This is a genomic window from Corynebacterium sp. MSK071 (assembly GCF_030232125.1).
Lineage (GTDB): Bacteria > Actinomycetota > Actinomycetes > Mycobacteriales > Mycobacteriaceae > Corynebacterium > Corynebacterium kefirresidentii.
The window spans coordinates 1-218 of sequence record NZ_JASPJA010000078.1 but is presented as its reverse complement, the minus strand read 5'-3'; the positions used below and the strand labels follow the sequence as shown (position 1 = coordinate 218).

Sequence of the window (218 nt, the reverse complement as noted above, 5' to 3'; positions counted from 1 at the left end):
CCACACCACCCAGGAACACCACACCACCTACGCCAACAAATCCGAAACCGCGACAACCACACCTGCCAACAATGCGGACAACCAGGACACGAAGTAGACCACATCACCCCAATAAGCCAAGGCGGAACCCACAACCTAGAAAACCTCCGCGTCCTCTGCCACCAATGCCACACCAACAAAACCACCCAAGAAACCCGCACCGGCAAACACAAAAAGAA

The 218-nt window shown here is 54.6% G+C and carries 1 protein-coding gene; it reads left to right on the top strand.

Annotated features, from left to right (window positions below; genetic code table 11):
• Positions 1 to 39 precede the first annotated feature (39 nt).
• On the top strand, positions 40 to 218 hold a 179-nt coding region (locus QP990_RS12410), incomplete at its 3' end, for an HNH endonuclease (protein WP_396127290.1).